This window comes from Micromonospora zhanjiangensis (assembly GCF_042650605.1).
GTDB lineage: Bacteria > Actinomycetota > Actinomycetes > Mycobacteriales > Micromonosporaceae > Micromonospora_J > Micromonospora_J zhanjiangensis.
This window is the reverse complement of the sequence record NZ_JBHSBN010000017.1, coordinates 63,158-79,712: the sequence shown is the minus strand read 5'-3', so window position 1 is coordinate 79,712 and position 16,555 is coordinate 63,158. Positions and strand designations below refer to the sequence as shown.

At 73.1% G+C, this 16,555-nt stretch carries 15 protein-coding genes; 10 read left to right on the top strand and 5 right to left on the bottom strand.

Annotated features, from left to right (window positions below; all coding sequences use genetic code 11):
* Window position 1 precedes the first annotated feature (1 nt).
* Genes ACFOX0_RS22420 through ACFOX0_RS22405 form a run of 4 tightly spaced genes read right to left on the bottom strand, consistent with a single transcriptional unit; the run spans window position 2 to window position 4,361 of the window.
* A complete protein-coding gene (locus tag ACFOX0_RS22420) occupies window positions 2-874 on the bottom strand; it encodes a carbohydrate ABC transporter permease (RefSeq protein ID WP_377549276.1) in 873 nt (290 codons plus the stop codon).
* Entirely contained in the window at window positions 871-1,851 is a 981-nt protein-coding gene (locus ACFOX0_RS22415) for a carbohydrate ABC transporter permease (protein WP_377549274.1), read from the bottom strand. The genes ACFOX0_RS22420 and ACFOX0_RS22415 overlap by 4 nt, the downstream gene beginning before the upstream one ends.
* Before the next feature lie 37 nt (window positions 1,852-1,888).
* Entirely contained in the window at window positions 1,889-3,235 is a 1,347-nt protein-coding gene (locus ACFOX0_RS22410; RefSeq protein ID WP_377549272.1) for an ABC transporter substrate-binding protein, read from the bottom strand.
* Between the two features lie 22 nt (window positions 3,236-3,257).
* Complete coding sequence (locus tag ACFOX0_RS22405; RefSeq protein ID WP_377549270.1) at window positions 3,258-4,361, bottom strand: LacI family DNA-binding transcriptional regulator; 1,104 nt, start codon at window positions 4,359-4,361, stop codon at window positions 3,258-3,260.
* 238 nt (window positions 4,362-4,599) lie between these two features.
* On the opposite strand from ACFOX0_RS22405, the gene ACFOX0_RS22400 reads away from it, so the two are divergent.
* The 6 genes from ACFOX0_RS22400 (at window position 4,600) to ACFOX0_RS22375 (ending at window position 11,268) form a co-directional block, all read left to right on the top strand.
* On the top strand, window positions 4,600-5,928 hold the full coding sequence (locus tag ACFOX0_RS22400; protein WP_377549268.1) for a Gfo/Idh/MocA family protein: 1,329 nt from the start codon (window positions 4,600-4,602) through the stop codon (window positions 5,926-5,928).
* A 100-nt stretch (window positions 5,929-6,028) separates the two neighbouring features.
* Entirely contained in the window at window positions 6,029-7,468 is a 1,440-nt protein-coding gene (uxaC, locus tag ACFOX0_RS22395; protein WP_377549266.1) for a glucuronate isomerase, read from the top strand.
* Window positions 7,465-8,754 (top strand): enolase C-terminal domain-like protein, encoded by a 1,290-nt coding sequence (locus ACFOX0_RS22390; protein ID WP_377549264.1) that lies wholly within the window; start codon window positions 7,465-7,467, stop codon window positions 8,752-8,754. The genes uxaC and ACFOX0_RS22390 overlap by 4 nt, the downstream gene beginning before the upstream one ends.
* Entirely contained in the window at window positions 8,745-10,238 is a 1,494-nt protein-coding gene (locus tag ACFOX0_RS22385; protein WP_377549262.1) for a mannitol dehydrogenase family protein, read from the top strand. The genes ACFOX0_RS22390 and ACFOX0_RS22385 overlap by 10 nt, the downstream gene beginning before the upstream one ends.
* A complete protein-coding gene (locus tag ACFOX0_RS22380) occupies window positions 10,235-10,786 on the top strand; it encodes a hypothetical protein (RefSeq protein ID WP_377549260.1) in 552 nt (183 codons plus the stop codon). The genes ACFOX0_RS22385 and ACFOX0_RS22380 overlap by 4 nt, the downstream gene beginning before the upstream one ends.
* Window positions 10,702-11,268: a pectate lyase family protein gene (locus ACFOX0_RS22375; RefSeq protein WP_377549259.1), complete on the top strand. Its 567-nt coding sequence runs from the start codon at window positions 10,702-10,704 to the stop codon at window positions 11,266-11,268. The genes ACFOX0_RS22380 and ACFOX0_RS22375 overlap by 85 nt, the downstream gene beginning before the upstream one ends.
* Before the next feature lie 34 nt (window positions 11,269-11,302).
* Here the strand turns inward: ACFOX0_RS22375 and ACFOX0_RS22370 are convergent, their stop codons facing one another.
* Window positions 11,303-12,328: a LacI family DNA-binding transcriptional regulator gene (locus tag ACFOX0_RS22370; protein WP_377549257.1), complete on the bottom strand. Its 1,026-nt coding sequence runs from the start codon at window positions 12,326-12,328 to the stop codon at window positions 11,303-11,305.
* 176 nt (window positions 12,329-12,504) lie between these two features.
* Between ACFOX0_RS22370 and ACFOX0_RS22365 the strand changes: the two genes are divergently transcribed.
* From ACFOX0_RS22365 to ACFOX0_RS22350, 4 genes are read left to right on the top strand one after another with little or no spacing between them, the layout of a single operon-like run.
* The gene (locus ACFOX0_RS22365; RefSeq protein WP_377549255.1) at window positions 12,505-13,656 is read left to right on the top strand and encodes a Gfo/Idh/MocA family protein; all 1,152 of its coding nucleotides are present in this window, start codon (window positions 12,505-12,507) and stop codon (window positions 13,654-13,656) included.
* A complete protein-coding gene (locus ACFOX0_RS22360; RefSeq protein WP_377549253.1) occupies window positions 13,653-14,825 on the top strand; it encodes a dihydrodipicolinate synthase family protein in 1,173 nt (390 codons plus the stop codon). The genes ACFOX0_RS22365 and ACFOX0_RS22360 overlap by 4 nt, the downstream gene beginning before the upstream one ends.
* On the top strand, window positions 14,822-15,640 hold the full coding sequence (locus ACFOX0_RS22355) for a sugar phosphate isomerase/epimerase family protein (protein ID WP_377549251.1): 819 nt from the start codon (window positions 14,822-14,824) through the stop codon (window positions 15,638-15,640). The genes ACFOX0_RS22360 and ACFOX0_RS22355 overlap by 4 nt, the downstream gene beginning before the upstream one ends.
* Window positions 15,637-16,512 carry a sugar phosphate isomerase/epimerase family protein gene (locus ACFOX0_RS22350; protein ID WP_377549249.1) on the top strand — a complete coding sequence of 292 codons (876 nt, stop codon included), beginning with the start codon at window positions 15,637-15,639 and terminating at the stop codon, window positions 16,510-16,512. The genes ACFOX0_RS22355 and ACFOX0_RS22350 overlap by 4 nt, the downstream gene beginning before the upstream one ends.
* The last annotated feature ends 43 nt before the right edge of the window (window positions 16,513-16,555 follow it).

Here is a 16,555-nt window from a genome sequence, read left to right as displayed (position 1 = left end):
GTCAGCCCTTCAGGCCGCTGGTGTTGATGCCCTCGACGAGCATCCGCTGGAACGCGACGAAGAAGAGGAACACCGGCAGCAGGGACAGCACCGACATGGCGAACATCGGTCCGACGGCGCTCTGGCTGGTCGAGTCGATGAACAGGGTCAGCGCCACCGGCACCGTGTAGTCCGGCAGTTGGGACAGGTAGACCAACTGCCGGAAGAAGTCGTTCCAGGTCCAGATGAACGAGAAGATGGCTGTGGTGACCAGCGCGGGTCGGCTCAGCGGCAGGATGACGTACCGGAAGATGCCGTACGCGCTGGCGCCGTCGATCTTCGCGGCCTCGTCCAGTTCGGCCGGAATGCCGCGCATGAACTGGACCATGAGGAAGACGAAGAACGCCTCGGTGGCCAGGAAGTGCGGCAGCACCAGCGGCAGGTACGGCCAGTCGCCGCCGACCACGCCCAGGGTCCGGAACAGGATGTACTGCGGCACGATGAGTACGTGCCCGGGCAGCAGCAGGGTGCCGATCATGATGGCGAACCAGAACCGGCGCAACCGGAACCGCAGCCGGGCGAAGGCGTACGCGGCCAGCAGGCAGGACAGCGCGTTGCCGACCACCACCAGCAGGCTGACCAGGGCGCTGTTGACGAAGAACCGGCCGAAGCCGACGTCGAAGTTGCGCCACCCGTCGGTGTAGTTCGACGGGGTGAACGCGTCCGGCAGCAGCCCGGTGTTGTTGACGATCTCCTGCGGCGACTTGACCGACGTGCCGAGCATCCAGATCAGCGGGTAGAGCACCACGGCCAGGATGGCCAGCAGGATCACCAGCCGGACGGCCTGCCGGCCGATGCCCCGCCGGTGGCCGGTCGCCACGCTCGCCGCCGTCATCGGTCCGCTCCGTCCGAGTAGTGCACCCAGAACCGGCCGGTGCTGAACAGCACCGCCGTGACCAGGCCGATCGCCAGCAGGAACACCCACGCCATGGCCGAGGCGTAGCCCATCTCCAGGTCGGTGAAGCCCTTGATGTAGAGGTTCAGCGTGTACATCAGGGTCGAGTCGACCGGTCCGCCGGTGCCGTTGCTGAGCACGAACGCGGCGGTGAAGCCCTGGAACCCGTGGATGGTCTCCAGCACCAGGTTGAAGAAGATGACCGGGGAGAGCATCGGCAGGGTGATGTGGAAGAACCGCCGCCACGCGCCGGCGCCGTCCACGGCGGCGGCCTCGTAGAGTTCGGTCGGCACCTGCTTCAGCCCGGCCAGGAAGATCACCATGGGTGCGCCGAACTGCCAGATCGCCAGCACCATCAGGGTCTGCAGGGCCCAGTCGGGGTCGTTCACCCAGGGCTCGCCGGTGATGCCGAAGATCGCGAGCAGCGAGTTCACCGAGCCGTCGCCGCTGAACATGGTGCGCCACACGATGCTCAGCGCCACGCTGCCGCCCAGCAGCGACGGCAGGTAGAACAGCCCACGGAACAATCCGACGCCGCGCCAGGCGCGGTTGAGCAGCAGCGCCACGCCGAGCGCCGCGGCCAGCTTCAACGGTACGGCGACCAGCGCGAACGTCGCGGTGACCCGCACCGAGTGCCAGTACGACGGGTCGGCGGTGAACATCCGGCGGTAGTTCGCCAGCCCGACCCACTCGACCTCGGACAGCGGGGTGAGCACGTCGTAGTTGGTGAAGCTCAGGTAGAGCGAGAGCAGCATCGGGATGGCCGTGATGCCCATCAGGCCGATCAGCCAGGGGGACAGGAAGACGTACCCGGCCGGGCCGTCGCGCCGGCCCGCTCCGGGCCGCCGCCGGGGGGCGGCGGTCCGGGCGGGTGCGGTGGCGCGCGGGACCGGTCCGGACGCCGTGGTCAACGCCACGAACGGTCTCCTCCTTCGGACGTACGGGACACGGCGGTCAGGCGATCGCGGCCGAGCAGGTGGTGATGAACTGCTCGGCGGCCTTGGCCGGCGTGGCGCGGCCGAACTGCACGTTCTCGGCCGCCTTGATCAGTTCCGCCTTGACCTTGCTGTGGCCCTTGAGCGGCACCTGGGGTGCCGGGCCGAACTTGGCGGACAGCTCGTTCTCGACCTGGATGGACAGCTTCATGTTCGGGTCGGAGATGCCGTCGGTGACGGCCTGCCGGACGTCGGTGTTGGACGGCAGGCCCCGGTCGGTGCCGAGCGCCTTGCCCGCCTCGACGTCGTTGGCCAGGAAGTTGATCACGTCGACCGCGACGTCCTTGTGCTTGCTGCCCCGGAACACCGAGTAGTACATCGAGGCGCGGGCCCACTGGGCGCTCGGGTCACCCGGGTACGCCACCACCCCGAGTTCGGACTTGGTGTTCTTGGCCAGTTCCGGTAGCTGGTTGGCCCACACCCAGCTGGTGGCGGCCTTGCCGGTGACCACGAGCTGCTTGGTGATGTCGGTCTGGTTACCGGCGTGGATCTCGTCCGCGGTGGGGGTGGCCTTGCGGTCGCGGGCGCCCTTCCACAGCTCGAACCACTTGGTCACGTCCTCGGCGGTGAAGCCGAGCTTCTTGCCCTCGTAGAGGTCCTTGCCCTGCTGGCGCAGCCACACCCAGAACGCCTTGTAGTCGGCGCTGGGGTCCTGGGTGCCCGGCACCTTGGCCTTCTCGGTGACCTGCTGGGCCCAGGCGATGTGCTGCTCCCAGCTCATCCCGGTGGTCGGCTCGGGTACGCCGGCCTTGCGCAGCAGGGTCTTGTCGTAGACCAGGCCCTGGGTGTTCTCGCCCGAGGCGACGCCGGCGAGCTTGCCGTCGACCACCCCGTACAGCAGCAGGCTCTTGGGGAACTTGTCCACGTTGAGCTTGCCGTTCTCGGTGTACGGCATCATGTCCAGGGTGGTGTTGCGGGTGGCGTACTCGGTCAGGTAGTTGTCGTCGATCTGGAAGATGTCCGGCGGGTTGCCACCGGCGGTGAGGGTGGCGAGCTTGTCGAAGTAGCCCTGGTTGGCCTGCCACGTCTTCTCGAACGTGACGTTCGGGTGCTTCTTCGTGTAGAGGGCCAATGCCTGCTCGGTCAGTTTCGCCCGGGCGTCGCCGCCCCACCAGAAGACCGAGATCTTGACCGGCGCGTTCGGGTCGTCGCTCGCCTTGTCGTTGCCGCAGCCCGCGGCGGCGAACGTCAACGGCACGGCGACCAGGGCGGCCACCAGGCCACCCAGCAGCCGACGGCGGGACGGCACGGTGCGGTACGGCGCCGCCGCCCGCGGTCGCACCGGCTCGGGCATCGGAAGGTGCATGTGCGCTCACTCCTTGAGGGGCTCAGGGGGCGACGACCGCGTTCGCGGTCGGCGTGGTGCGCTGCCGGTCCGGACCGCCGGCTGCGGCCCGGTGGGATTCGACCGCCGGGCCGGGCCCGGTGGAGTCGCGGATGACCAATTCGGTCTGGAGCATGACCTGTGCGGTGGTGCGACGGTCGTCGCCGGGACCGCCCCGGCCCGCGCCGCGGCCGGCCCGGGTGGTGGCGTCCCGTTGCAGCAGCATGTCGACGGCGGTGCGGCCGGCGGCCGCGGCCGGGGTGGCCACCGTCGTCAGTTTGGGCCGGGTCAGCCGGCTCAACGCGATGTCGTCGATGCCGACGACGCTGACGTCCTGCGGCACCCGGATCCCGAGCGCGTCGAGCCCTTCGATCAGGCCGATCGCCATCAGGTCGTTGTAGGCGAGCACGGCGGTGGCGCCGCACCGGTGGACCTGTTCGGCCAGGGCGCTGCCGCCGGACTCGGTGGGCGGGTTGGGGCCGAGCACGGTGAGGTCGGCGCCGCCGGCGCGGGCGGCCGCCACGGCGGAGCGGCGGATCTCGCGGTTGGTCCAGGAGCCGCGCGGTCCGCCGAGCAGGGCGAGGTCCCGGTGGCCCAGGGCGAGCAGGTGGTCGATCGCGGACCGGGCGCCCTGGCCGTTGTCCATCATCACCGCCGGCAGGCCGGCCACCTGCCGGTTGATCAGCACCAGCGGCACCTCGCGGCTGAGTTGCTCGATCAGGCTGTTGCTCATTCGAGGACTGCACAGCAGCACGCCGTCGACCTGCTTGGCCAACGCGTGCACCAGTTCCTCCTCGGCGGCCGGGTCCTCGTTGGTGTCGGCGACGAAGACGTGGTAGTCGCGGTGTCGGGCCTGACTCTCGGCGGCCTTGATCAGCGGCGGGAAGAACGGGTTGGCGATGTCGGCGACGATCAGGCCGACGTTGTGGGTCCGGCCGGTGATCAGCGCGCGGGCCGCCCGGTTGGGTCGGTAGCCGAGCCGCTCGGCGCAGGCCAGCACCCGGCTGCGGGTCTCCGGGTTGACCAGATGCGGTGCGGAGAACGCCCGCGAGACGGTGGAAATGTGCACTCCGGAGGCTCGCGCGACGTCCCGGATGGTGGCTGGCACACGAGGTCCCTTCGGCGGGGGTCCGGCTTGTCGTTCCGGGGTGCAGCAATTAATGCAAACGCTTGCTCCCATGTCAACGCTCATCGATTACGAAGAGATTGCGTTCGGGCTCCCACCAAGCTCCCATACCCGGATGTATGGCCTCAAAGGCCACCGGTTGCGGCCGGGGCATTGACGGCAACGCATCGACCGTGCTTTTTTCGACTGCAAACGTTTGTAGCGACGAGGGGTGGCACGGATGCCAGGTAGCGACGGAGGCCGGAAGCGTTACGCCGTCGTCGGCACCGGCGCCCGCGCCGAGATGTTCGTCCGGGCGCTGGTGGTCGACCATCGGGACAGCGCCGACCTGGTCGCCTTCGCCGACGTCAACCAGGCCCGGATGGACGCCCACAACCGCTGGCTGACCCACCTCGGCCGGCCCCCGGTGCCGACCTACCGGGCCGCGGACTTCGCCGCCATGCTCGACCGGGAACGGGTCGACACGGTGCTGGTGACCACGGTGGACCGCACCCACGACGAGTACATCGTGCCGGCCCTGCGCAGCGGCCGGGACGTGGTCACCGAGAAGCCGATGACCGTCGACGCGCCGCGCTGCCGGCGCATCCTGGACGCGGTCGCGGACACCGGCCGGCAGGTGTCGGTCGCCTTCAACTACCGGTACAACCCGCTGTTCGCCGCGGTCCGCCGGGTGCTCGCCGACGGTGAGATCGGCGAGATCGGCTCGGTGCACTTCGAGTGGCTGCTCGACGTGCGGCACGGCGCCGACTACTTCCGCCGCTGGCACCGGGAGAAGGCCAACTCCGGCGGTCTGCTGGTGCACAAGGCCGGCCACCACTTCGACCTGGTCAACTGGTGGCTGAACAGCGCGCCGACCCAGGTGTACGCGGACGGCCGGTTGTTCTTCTACGGCGAGTCCGGCCGGCGGCACGGCTACGCCCGCGACTACGACCGGGTGCACGCCTCCCCCGCCGCCGACGGCGACCCGTTCGCGCTGCGGCTGGCCGGGCACCCGCGACTGCGGGAGCTGTACCTGGACGCCGAGCACGAGGACGGCTACCACCGCGACCGCAACGTCTTCGCCCCCGGCGTCACCATCGAGGACGACATGGCCGTGCTGGTCCGCTACGCCAGCGGCGCGACGATGACGTACCACCTGACCGCGTACGCCCCGTGGGAGGGCTACCGGGTGATGTTCAACGGCAGCCGCGGCCGGCTGGAGCTGGACGTGGTGGAGAGCGACTTCGTCAGCCCGGCGGCGGCCGGCGCGCTCAAGGGCGCCGCCCTGCACGGCGCCGAGGCCGCCGTCGAGTCCGGGTCGGCCACCCTGACCCTGCGCCCGTTCTGGGCCCCGCCCCGACAGATCCCGGTGCCCGGGCAGAGCCGCACCGGCCACGGCGGGGCGGACGCCCGGATGACCGCGGTGCTGTTCGGCGGTGAGCGGGACCCGCTGGGCCGCGGCGCCACCGCCCGCGACGGCGCCCTCGCCCTGCTCACCGGCCTGGCCGCGAACCGGTCGATGGAGACCGGCCGACCGGTCCGGGTCGCCGACCTGCTCGACGTGTCCTGAGCCCGACCGACCGCGCCGCCCGATCACCGCCGATCGCCGCCGATCGCCGCACCGCCGACGCCGCCCTGCCCCCGCCGCACCCCCGAGGAGAATCCGCCCCGTGCCTGACGTTTCCCGAGCCGACCTGCTCCTGCCCGCCGAGCCCACCCAGCGGGCCATCGCCCGGGAGCTGTACTCGCTGGTGGCCGACCGGCCGCTGATCTCGCCGCACGGGCACGTCGACCCCGGCGTGCTGGCCGACGACGCGCCGTTCCCCGACCCGGCCCGGCTGCTCGTCGTGCCGGACCACTACCTCACCCGGATGCTGTTCAGCCAGGGCGTACCGCCGGCCGAGCTGGGTGTGCCCAGCGTCGACGGCAGCCCGGTGGAGGCCGACGGCCGGCAGATCTGGCGCCGGTTCGCGCGGCACTGGCACCTGTTCCGGGGCACCCCGTCGCGGCTGTGGCTGGAGCTGACCTTCCGGGACGTCTTCGGGGTGCACACCGCGCTGTCCCCGGCCACCGCCGACCGGGTCTACGACGAGATCGCCGACCGGCTCGCCGAGCCCGCGTTCCGGCCCCGGGCGCTGTTCGAGCGGTTCAACATCGAGGTGCTGGCCACCACCGAGTCGCCCCTGGACGACCTGGACCGGCACGCCAAGCTCGCCGCCGACGGGTGGGGCGGCCCGGGCGGCCGGGTGATCACCACCTTCCGGCCGGACAACGTCGTGGACATGGAGTTCGACGGGTGGCGGACCAACGTCGAGCGGCTCGCCGAGGTCGCCGGTGAGGACACCGGGACGTACCCGGGTTTCCTGGCCGCGCTGCGACAACGGCGGGCGGCGTTCGTCGCGGCCGGCGCCACCAGTTCCGACCACGGCCATCCGACCGCCCGGACCCTGGCGCTGACCGACCGGGAGGCCGCCGACCTGTACGAGCGCGGGCTGCGCGGCACCGCCGACGCCGCCGACGCGGAGGCGTTCCGGGCGCACATGCTGCTGCAGTTCGCCCGGATGTCCGTCGAGGACGGCCTGGTGCTGCAACTGCACCCGGGCGCCGTGCGCAACCACAACCGCCGGCTGCACGCCCGGCACGGCCGGGACGTCGGCGGCGACGTCGCCCAGGCCACCGAGTACGTGCACGCGCTGGCCCCGCTGCTGGACGCGTTCGGCAACGACCCGCGGCTGCGACTGGTGCTCTACACCCTGGACGAGTACACGTTCACCCGGGAGTTGGCCCCGCTGGCCGGCGGGTACACGGCGGTCTACCTCGGCGCGCCCTGGTGGTTCCTCGACTCGCCCGAGGTGCTGCGCCGGTTCCGGGAGGCGGTGACCGAGACGGCCGGCTTCTACAACACCGCCGGCTTCGTCGACGACACCCGGGCGTTCTGCTCGATCCCGGTCCGGCACGAGGTGGCCCGCCGGATCGACGCGGGATACCTGGCCCGGCTGGTCGCCGAGGGGCGGCTGCCCCTGGACGATGCCGCCGAGACCGTCGTCGACCTGGCCTACCACCTGCCCAAGCGGGTGTTCCGCCTGGACCGGGCGGGGGGCGACGCGTGAGCACCGCGATCACCGGCGTCGCGGTGCACGACGTGCGGTTCCCCACGGCCCGCGACGGCGACGGTTCCGACGCGATCAACCGGGGCGACTACTCGGCCAGCTACGTCGAGTTGACCACCGACGCCGGGGTGACCGGCGCCGGGTTCACCTTCACCAACGGCCGGGGCAACGAGATCACCTGCGCCGCGATCCGAGCGCTGGCCCACCACGTGGCCGGCCGGACCGTCGAGGAGATCGCCGACCGGCCGGTCGAATTCTGGCGGTCGCTGGTCGCCGACGACCAGCTGCGCTGGCTGGGCCCGGAGAAGGGGGTCATCCACATGGCCACCGGCGCGCTGGTGAACGCCGTGTGGGACCTGCGGGCCAAGCTCGCCGGCAAGCCGATGTGGCGGTTCCTGGCCGAGCTGCCCACCGCCGAGCTGGTGGCCAGCGTCGACTTCCGGCACATCACCGACGCGCTGACCCCGGCCGAGGCCACCGACATCCTGGACCGGGGCCGCGCGGGGCTGGCCGACCGGCTCGCCGTGCTGGACGCCGACGGGTTCCCCTCGTACACCACCTCGGTCGGCTGGCTGGGCTACCCGGACGACAAGGTCCGCGCGTTGACCCGCCAGGCGTACCGGCAGGGGTGGCGGGCGGTGAAGATGAAGGTCGGCGGCCGGCCCGCCGACGACCTGCGCCGGGCCCGGATCATCCGGTCCGAGATCGGCCCGGACGCACTGCTGATGATGGACGCCAACCAGGTCTGGGACGTCGACGAGGCGATCGACAACATGGCCGCGCTGGCCGAGGTCGACCCGTACTGGATCGAGGAACCGACGCACGCCGACGACATCCTCGGGCACGCCCGGATCGCCCGCGCCGTCGCGCCGGTCCGGGTCGCCACCGGTGAGGTCGCCGCCAACCGGGTGATCTTCAAGCAGCTGCTGCAGGCCGAGGCGATCGGCGTGATGCAGATCGACGCCTGCCGGGTCGGCGGGGTCAACGAGGTGCTGGCCGAGTTGCTGCTGGCGGCCAAGTTCGGCGTACCGGTCTGCCCGCACGCCGGCGGTGTCGGCCTGTGCGAGTACGTCCAGCACCTGGCGATCTTCGACTACCTGCGGGTGGGCACCGACCTGGACGGACGGATGGTCGAGTACGTCGACCACCTGCACGAGCACTTCGTCGACCCGGTCCGCACCCGCGGCGGCCGTTACCTGCTGCCCGACCAACCCGGCTACAGCACCACCATGCGACCGGAGTCCGTGGCCCGGTACCGCTTCCCGGACGGGCCGGTGTGGCGGTGAGCGCCGCCGAGGCGCCCCGGCTGGCGCTGGCCACGCTGGACCGGGTGCCGGCCGACAGCCGTCCGCTGCTGCGGCCCGGCGACGTACCGGCCGGGATGGTCCATCTCGGACTGGGCGCGTTCCACCGGGCGCACCAGGCGGTCTACACCGAGGAGGCGGTGGCGGCGGCCGGTGGCGACTGGGGCGTCGTCGGGGTCGCCCCGCGCAGCGCCGACGTGGTCGAGGCGCTCGCCGCGCAGGACGGTCTGTTCAGCGTGACCAGCCTGTCCGAGGCGGGCAGCCGTACCCGGGTGGTCGGCGCGCTGACCGGTGTGCGCCGGGCCGCCGCCGACCCGGCCGCGGTGGTGGCGTTGCTCGCCGACCCGGCGATCCGGGTGGTCACCCTCACCGTGACGGAGAAGGCGTACCAGTTGGATCCGGTCGACGGCCGGTTGCGGGCCGACCCGGACCTCGCGGCGGACCTGGCCGGCGACCGGCCGCCCGGCACGGTGCCCGGCCTGCTGCTGCGCGGACTGCTCGCCCGCGCGGCCGTCGACGCCGGACCACTCGCCCTGGTCAGCTGCGACAACCTGCCGTCGAACGGGCGCCGGCTGCGCGGCCTGGTGGAGCAGTGCCTGGCGGCGGCGCGGGTGCCGGACGCGGTCGCCGACCGGGTCCGGGAGCGGGTGAGCTTCCCCGGCACGATGGTGGACCGGATCGTGCCGGCCAGCACGCCGGCCACCCTGGACGCGGCCCGCCTGGCGCTGGGGGTGGCCGACCTGGCGGCGGTGTCGGCCGAGCCGTACCGGCAGTGGGTGGTCGAGGACGACTTCCCGGCCGGCCGGCCGGCCTGGGAGCGGGCCGGGGCGGTGCTCACCGACGACGCGGGCCCGTGGGAACGGTTGAAGCTGCGCACCCTCAACGGCGTGCACTCGGCCACCGCCTACCTCGGCGCCCTGGCCGGCCGGGAGACCGTCGCCGACGCGCTGCGGATCCCGGGCCTGCCGGCGGTGCTGCGCCGGCTGATCGCGCAGGAGATCGCGGTCAGCTTCGCGCCGCCGCCCGGCATCGACGTGATCGGGTACGGCGACGAGGTGCTGGCCCGGTTCGGCAACCCGGCGATCCGGTACCGCACCACCCAGGTGGCCGGGGACGGGTCGCAGAAGCTGCCGCAGCGGATCCTGCACACGGTCGCCGACCTGCGGACGGCCGGCCGGTCGACCCGGTGGACCGCGCTGGTCGTCGCCGCGTGGATGCGGTTCGTCCGCGGCACCGCCGACGACGGTACGGCGTTGCCGCTGGACGATCCGCTGGCCGACCGGATTCGGGCGGCGCTGGCGGCCGGCCGGGACACCCCGGCCGGGCTGGCCGACGCGCTGTTCGGCCTGGCCGAGGTCTTCCCCGCCGAACTGGCCGGTGACGAGCGGGTCCGGGCCGAGGTGGTCGAGTGGTTGACCGCGCTGGACCGGCACGGCGTCGAGGCGACCCTGGCGGGTGCCGGATGACCCGGATCGGCGCCGCGCTGGTCGCCCTGGCGTTGGTCCTCACGCCCGGCCCGGCGACGGCGGGTGACCGGGCCGGCCGGTCACCGAGCGGGTGGGAACTGGCGCTCGCCCGGCAGCCGCTGCCCGCCCTGGACGGGTGGGCCGCCGACGGGCCCGGCACCACCGGCGGCGCGGCGGCCGGCGCCGCCCGGACCGCCGTGGTCACCAACCGCGCCGAGCTGGTCCGGGCGTTGGGCGGGGACAACGCCACCAACCGCACCGACGGCACCCCGAAGCTGATCTTCGTGGACGGTACGGTCGACGGCTTCTCCGCCGCCGACGGGCACACCCTCACCTGCGACGACCTCGCCGACCCCGGCTACACGCCGGCCGGCTACCTGGCCGCCTACGACCCCGCGCTCTGGGGACGGACCACGCCGAGCGGCCCGCTGGAGGACGCCCGGGTCCGGTCGGTGGCCAACAGGTGCACGACGGGTCGCTGGACGTCACGCACACGGCCAGCCTGGTCACCGCCTCCTACAACCGGTTCGTGGGCCGGGACAAGCTGATGCTGATCGGCTCGTCCAACACGGTCGGACCGGACGTCGGCCGGCTCAAGGTGACCGTGCACCACAACTTCTTCGACGGCGACCTGCAACGGCTGCCCCGGGTCCGGTTCGGCCAGGTGGACGTCTACGACAACTACTACCGGCTCGGCGGGCCGGGTTTCGAGTACGCCCTCGGCGTCGGCGTGCAGTCGGCCCTGTACGCGCAGGACAACTTCTTCGACCTCGACGCCGGCGTCGAACCGGCCGACCTGATCTATGACTGGGGCGGTACGGCGATCACCACCACCGGCAACTGGGTGCGTACCGGCGGCGAACCGGCGCGGCCGGTGGACCTGGTCGGGGCGTACAACGCGGTGCACGACCCGGACCTGGGTACCGACGCGGGCTGGACGCCGACGCTGCGGGCCGGCCCGGTGCTGCCGGCCCCGCTGGTGCCGTTCGCGGTCCTACTGCTCGCCGGGGCCGGCCGGCTGCCGATCTGACCGCGCGGCGGGGCGCGGTCGCCGTGCGGTGCGGTCAGTCGGCGGGTGGTGCGGCGACGCTGTCGCGGCGGACCAGTTCGGCGGCCACCGGCTCCACCCGCGCGGCGGCGCCCCGGCGGGACTGGCGCAGCGCCATGGTCATCGCCCGGGCCCCCATCTCGGCCAGCGGCAACCGGACCGTGGTCAGGGCCGGGGTCACGTCGGAGGCCACCGGCATGTCGTCGAAACCCACCAGGCTCACCCGCTCGGGCACCGACAGGCCGCGGGACCGCAGCAGGCCCAGGGCGCCCACGGCCATCACGTCGTTGAGCGCCACCAGCGCGGTCAGCTCCGGCTCGGCGTCCAGCAGGGCACCCGCCGCGGCGGCACCGCCGGCCCGGTCGAAGTCGGCGTACCGGATCCGGCGGGCGGGCAGCGCGCGCCCGAACTCCCGGGCGGCCCGGCGCAGACCGGCCAGCCGGTCGGTGGTGGTGGTCAGCCCGCGCGGACCGGCGATCACCCCGATCCGCCGGTGCCCGGCCGCGTACAACTCGGCGCCGAGCAGGTGACCGCCGGCCTCGTTGTCCGGCACCACCGCGTCCCCGCCGTACTCGTGCCGGCCGATCACCGCGACCCGGCCGCCGACCGCCTGGTACGCCCGCAGCTTCGCCTCCAGCGCGGCGGTGACGGCCGCGTCCTGGTACCCGGATCCGGCCAGTACGATCGCCGCCACCTGCTGGGCGCGCAGCAGCTCGACGTACTCGACCTCCTTGTCCGGGTCGCGGTAGCTGTTGCAGATGATCACGAGCCGGCCGTGGTCGGTCGCCACCCGCTGCAGGCCCCGGGTGATCTCGGCGAAGTACGGGTCGGACACGTCGTGCACGATCACGCCGATCACGCTGCGCTGCGGCCGGGCCAGCAACTGGGCGTGCGCGTTGGGGACGTACTGCAGCTCGGCGACGGCGGCCAGCACCCGCTCGCGCAGCTCGCCGGCGACCGGTTTGCTGCTGCCGTTGATGATCCGCGACGCGGTGGCCGACGAGACGCCGGCCCGGCGCGCGACATCGGCCAACGTCGCCATCCCGGCCCCTCTCCCCCGAACCCGCCCCATCGATGGTCGCCGAACCGACCGGTTGGACCGGTGGTGCGGTTGCAGAAGAGGATAGTCGGGCCGGTCCCGCGCGGACAGAAGTGCTTGCCCAACCGGGGTGCGGTCCGTAGCGTGCACAGGAAAGCGCTTACCTGGGGAGGTACGGCATGTCCCGGAGCACCATCGGGATCCTGGTCAACGGCGTCACCGGTCGGATGGGCTACCGGCAGCACCTGGTCCGGTCGCTGCTGGCCATCCGCGAGCAAGGCGGCCTGCTGCTGCGCGACGGCACCCGGCTCTGGCCGGAACCGTTCCTGGTCGGCCGCAGCGAGACCAAACTCCGCGAGATCGCCGACCGGCACGGCCTGACCAACTGGAGCACCGACCTCGCCTCGGCCCTGGCCCGGCCCGACGTGCAGATCTACTTCGACGCCCAGGTCACCAGCGAGCGGGAGAAGGCACTGCGCGCCGCGATCGACGCCGGCAAGCACATCTACACCGAGAAACCACTCGCCGGCGACCTCGCCGCCGCGGTCGACCTGGCCCGCCGCGCCGACGCGGCCGGCATCAAGCACGGCGTGGTCCAGGACAAGCTCTTCCTGCCCGGCCTGCGCAAGCTCGACCGGCTGGTCCGCAGCGGCTTCTTCGGCCGAATCCTGTCCATCCGCGGCGAGTTCGGCTACTGGGTCTTCGAGGGCGACTGGCAACCCGCCCAACGCCCCTCGTGGAACTACCGCAGCGCCGACGGCGGCGGCATCACCACCGACATGTTCCCGCACTGGCACTACGTCCTGGAACAGATCTTCGGCCGGGTCCGAACCGTCACCGCCCACGTCACCACCCACATCGACCGCCGCTGGGACGAGACCGGCGCCGAGTACCAGGCCACCGCCGACGACGCCGCCTACGGCATCTTCGAACTCGACGACGGCATCGTCGCGCAGATCAACTCCTCCTGGGCGGTCCGGGTGCACCGCGACGAACTGGTCGAGTTCCAGGTCGACGGCACCCAGGGCAGCGCCGTCGCCGGCCTGCGCGAGTGCCGCATCCAACACCGGGCCGCCACCCCCCGCCCGGTGTGGAACCCGGACCTGCCGAGCACCGACGACTTCCGGGCCGGCTGGCAGACCGTGCCCGACAACGAGGAGTTCGACAACGGCTTCAAGGCCCAGTGGGAACTGTTCCTGCGACACGTGGCCGAGGGCGCGCCGTACAGCTGGGACCTGTGGGCCGGCGCTCGCGGCGTGCAACTCGCCGAGGCGGGCCTGCGCTCGGCCCGCGAGGGTCGCCGGATCACCCTGGAGGAGCTGAGCCGGTGAGCGCACTGATCACGTTGCCGGACGGCCCGTACCGGCTCAGCGGCACCGGCGCCGGGTACGCCGTACCCGGTGCGCCGTTCACCTCCCGGGTCGGCTACGCCGCCGCCCACGTCGTCGCCGACCCCCGCGCCGACCCGACGCCCGGCGCGCCCGCGACCCTGGACTGGGACGCCACCCTGGCGTTCCGGCACCACCTGTGGCGGCACGGCTTCGGGGTCGCCGAGGCGATGGACACCGCGCAGCGCGGCATGGGCCTGGACCACGCCACCTCGATGGAGCTGATCCGCCGCAGCGCCCGGGAGGCGCACACCGTCGGCGGCACCATCGTCGCCGGGGTCGCCACCGACCAGTTGCCCGCCGGACCGGCCACCCTCGACCAGATCCGCCGCGCCTACGCCGAACAGCTCGACCAGGTGCAGGCCACCGGCGCCCGCCCGGTGCTGATGTGCAGCCGCCACCTGGCCGCCACCGCCCGTGGACCCGAGGACTACCACGCCGTCTACGACGAGCTGCTGCGCCGGGCCGACGGACCGGTCGTGCTGCACTGGCTCGGACCCATGTTCGACCCCGCGCTGACCGGCTACTGGGGCTCCACCGACCTGGACGCGGCCACCGGCACGGTGCTCGACCTGATCCACACCCACGCGGCCACGGTGGACGGCATCAAGGTGTCCCTGCTCGACGAGCGGTTCGAGGTCGACCTGCGCCGCCGGCTGCCCGACGGGGTCCGCCTCTACACCGGCGACGACTTCAACTATCCGACGCTGATCCGCGGCGACGCCGAACCTAGGACCGGCCCGGGCCGGTCGTACTCGGACGCCCTGCTGGGCATCTTCGCCGCCATCGCGCCACCCGCCGCCGCCGCGCTGCGCGCCCTCGACGCCGGCGACCTCGACCGGTACGACCAGGTCCTCGCCCCGACCGTGCCGCTGGCCCGGCACATCTTCGCCACCCCCACCTACCACTACAAGACCGGCATCGTCTTCCTCGCCTGGCTCGCCGGCCACCAGGACCACGTCACCATGGTCGGCGGGCTGCACGCCGGCCGCTCCCCCGGCCACCTGATCGAACTGCTCCGGCTGGCCGACGCCGCCGGGCTGCTGCCGGACGCCGACCTCGCCGCGCATCGCGCCCGCGCCTGGCTCACCACCGTGGGGGTGGTTCAGTGAACCGGTTCTCGTTCAACCAGGCCACCGCGAAACACTGGCCGATGCCGGACCTGGTCGCCGGCTGCGTCGCGGCCGGCGTCCGCAACGTCGGACTGTGGCGGGAGGAGACCGCCGCGCACGGCCTGGCCCGCACCACCGACCTGGTGCGCGGCGCCGGGCTCACGGTCACCTCACTGTGCCGCGGTGGCTTCTTCACCACCCCCGACCGGTACGACGACAACCGACGCGCCATCGACGAGGCGGCCACCCTCGGCGCCCCCGTCCTGGTGCTGGTCTCCGGCGGGCTCCCGGACGGCAGCCGGGACCTGGCCGGCGCCCGCCGGCAGGTCGGTGACGCGATCGGCGAACTGGTGCCGCACGCGCTGGCCGCTGGCGTACGGCTGGCTATCGAGCCGCTGCACCCGATGTTCTGCTCCGACCGGTGCGTGGTGTCGACCCTCGGGCAGGCCCTGGACCTCGCCGCGCCGTACCCGGCCGCGGCGGTCGGCGTGGTGGTCGACACCTACCACCTGTGGTGGGACGACCAGGTCTGGGACCAGATCGACCGGGCCGGCCGGGACGACCGCCTCGCCTGTTTCCAGGTCGCCGACTGGATCACCCCGCTGCCGGCCGGGGTACTGCTCGGCCGGGGCCTGCCCGGCGCGGGCTGCGTCGACCTGCGCCGGTTCCGGTCGGCCGTCGACGCGGCCGGCTACACCGGTCCGATCGAGGTGGAGGTGTTCCACGAGCAGCTCTGGACCCGCCCGGGCCGGGACATCCTCGACGCCGCGATCGCCGGCTACCGCGACCACGTCGCGGACGGGTCCGGGCCGTGACGGTCCGGCCGCTGGCGTTCTCCACCCTGGGCTGCCCCGGACTACCGCTGCCCGAGGTGGCCGCCCTGGCCGCCACCAGCGGCTGGCCCGGCCTCGAACTGCGTGCCGCGCCCGACGAACCGACCCACGTCGACCTCACCCCCACCCACCGGCGACAGGCCCGGGAGACCCTGTATGCCGCCGGGGCCAGGCCGCTCGTGGTCGCCTCGTACGTGCGGGTCGCCGACGACGCGGTGGACGACGCCACCTGTGTCGCCGACGCCCTGGCGCACGCGGCGCTGGCCGCCGATCTCGGCTGCCCGTACCTGCGGGTCTTTCCCGGCGCGACCGAGCTGGCCCGGCTGACGGCGCCGCCCGGGGCGGGCGACCCGGCCCGGGTCGACGAGCCGGGCCGGACCGACCTGCCGGAGCTGGCCCGGGAACGGGCGGCGGCCGACGAACGGGCCGTCCGCCGGTTGTGGGCCGTCGCCACCGACCTGCCGGCCGGCGTGACCGTGCTGCTGGAGACGCACGACTCGCACCCGCGCGGCGCCGACGTGGCCCGGATCCTGCGGGCCGTCGACCACCCCCGGGTACGGGCCGGCTGGGATCTGCTGCACCCGTGGCGGCACGGCGAACCGGTCACCGCCACGGCCGCGATCCTGCGGCCGTGGCTGGCCCACGTCCAGCTCAAGGACGTCCGGTCGACGACCGCGCTGGACCCGGTCTTCCTCGGCACCGGGATCGTTCCGCTGGCCGACGCGCTCGGCGCGCTGCGTGCCGTCGGCTACGGCGGCGCGCTGTCGCTGGAATGGGAGGCGAAGTGGTTCCCCGACGCGCCGCCGCTGGCCGAGGCGCTGCGTCGGGGCGCCGACTGGCTGGCCGGCCGGTAGCCCCACCGCACCGGCACCCGCACCGGCCCCGACCGGTCCGGTA